This is a genomic window from Peribacillus sp. (assembly GCF_059453735.1).
Map to the genome: position 1 here is coordinate 1 of NZ_JAZVJO010000541.1, position 2,243 is coordinate 2,243.

At 37.9% G+C, this 2,243-nt stretch carries 2 protein-coding genes; both read left to right on the top strand.

Annotated features, from left to right (window positions below; all coding sequences use genetic code 11):
• A partial coding sequence (deoD, locus tag AC52RT_RS17825) for a purine-nucleoside phosphorylase (RefSeq protein ID WP_495541991.1) occupies positions 1-560 on the top strand: 560 nt, incomplete at its 5' end.
• 245 nt (positions 561-805) lie between these two features.
• Positions 806-2,218, top strand: coding sequence for a lmo1851 family serine protease (locus AC52RT_RS17830; RefSeq protein ID WP_495541992.1), 1,413 nt, complete (start codon positions 806-808; stop codon positions 2,216-2,218).
• The last annotated feature ends 25 nt before the right edge of the window (positions 2,219-2,243 follow it).

Genomic DNA, 2,243 nt, shown 5'->3' on the forward strand with positions numbered 1-2,243 from the left:
CAGGAACCTATAAAGGTAAGCGTATTTCTGTACAAGGTACAGGTATGGGTGTTCCTTCGATTTCTATTTATGTAAACGAATTAATTAGCAGCTATAATGTTCAAAAGCTGATTCGTGTAGGCACAGCAGGTGCTATTCAAAAGGATGTTAAAGTTCGTGATGTGATCTTGGCAATGAGTGCATCAACCGATTCGCAAATGAATCGTCTGACTTTTGGCGGCGTGGATTATGCACCGACCGCTGATTTTGATTTATTATTAAAGTCCTATGAAGCTGGATTGAAAAAAGGATTGAAGCTGAAAGTTGGAAACGTTTTTACAGCCGATCAGTTCTATAATGACAACAGCGAGCTTGAAAAATGGGCTAAATATAAGATTCTTGCAATTGAAATGGAATCCGCTGCTCTATATACGATCGCAGCGAAGTTTGATCGTCAGGCGCTGTCTATTTTAACCATAAGTGACCATCTTCTAACTGGTGAAGAGACAACTTCACAAGAGCGTCAATCAACGTTTGGTGAAATGATTGAAGTAGCACTAGAAGCAGCTATACAAGAATAAAGGTAAGCCTGTATCTTCATAGATACAGGCTTAAATATAGGGATTTTTAGAAATGGATCTTCGGTTCTTACTAGTTTCTTACTCGTTAGACATACTTTTTATTTTCGTTTCGGTGTAAAACTGATAAAATAGATAAAACATTCCTAAATATTCATTTAGGAGATAGGATACATGAAAGTGGTGAACAATTAGTGGAGGAAGATCATAATAAGCAAGAACCGAAAACAGAAAATAAATTGATTAAAATGAAAAAGTTTCCGTTTATTATGGGGATATTTTTAATTGTTTTCTTAACAGCAGGAATTACCACAATCGCCCTAACCTTTGGCGATGAAAAGGTAGAATCCCTGGCTCCAGTTGAAGAAACAGAACATGCGGAATTCCAAAAGTTGTATGATACATACGATACCCTGAAAAAGAACTTCTATAAGGATGTCGATGATAATGAGCTTGTTGATGGTGCAATCAATGGCATGATTCAAGCCTTAGATGATCCGTATTCTACTTATATGGATGAAGAGGAAGCTAAGAGCTTTAACGAAAGCATTTCATCTTCGTTTGAGGGAATAGGCGCAGAAATCCAAGAACATGATAAACAAATCATGGTCGTATCACCGATTAAAGGGGCTCCAGCAGAAAAGGCTGGGATTAAGCCAAATGATATTATTCTAAGCGTTGATGGAGAGAGTCTAGAAGGCTTGAGTTCAACTGAAGCGGTTATGAAAATTCGAGGTAAAAAAGGGACAAAGGTAGAGTTGATGATTTCCCGCGGAACATCAGACCCTCAAAAGGTTATAATTGTCCGAGATACAATTCCGATTGAAACGGTATATGCAGAATTGCTGCCAAGCAAAATTGCAAAAATACAGGTTACGAGTTTCTCCGATAACACGACAGCAGAATTAAAAACAGCACTATCGGAGATGGAAGAAAAGGGCATGAAGGGAGTTATTCTTGATCTCCGTGGAAATCCAGGCGGCTTATTAAACAAAGCACAGGAAATTGCCAGCCTCTTTGTTCCTAAGGGTGAGAATATTTACCAGGTAGAAAATCGTGCCGGTCAAAAAGAAATTACAAAATCAGATAATAAAAATATTTTTGATAAACCTGTCGTTGTCTTAATTGACGGCGGTAGTGCCAGCGCCTCTGAAATTGTTGCTGCTGCTGTAAGTGAGTCAGCTGACATTCAATTGGTTGGTGAGAAATCATTTGGTAAGGGGACGGTCCAAACTGCAGATGAATATGATGATGGTTCTAATTTTAAATTCACTGCATACAAATGGCTGACACCAGATGGTAATTGGATTCATGGTAAAGGCATAGAACCTGATGTGAAAGTATCATTACCGAAATATGCAAGCCTTGCATATATTTCTCCAGATAAAAAGATGAAGGAATCAGATACTTCTACTGAGATTAAAACAGCAGAACAAATGCTTGAAGCAACTGGATTCGACCCTGGTAAAGCAGATGGTTTTTACGATGAAGCAACTAAAAAAGCTGTTTCTGACCTTCAAAAAGAAAAAAATCTTAAAGTAACTGGCGTATTAGAAGGGGAGACTACATTAGCATTAATGGAAATGCTGCGTGAGAAAATTCTTGCAAATGATACCCAAGTGAAAAAAGCAGAAAGCATTTTAGAAAAAGAAATCAACTAACCTAAACAGCCTGCTCACGCAATTA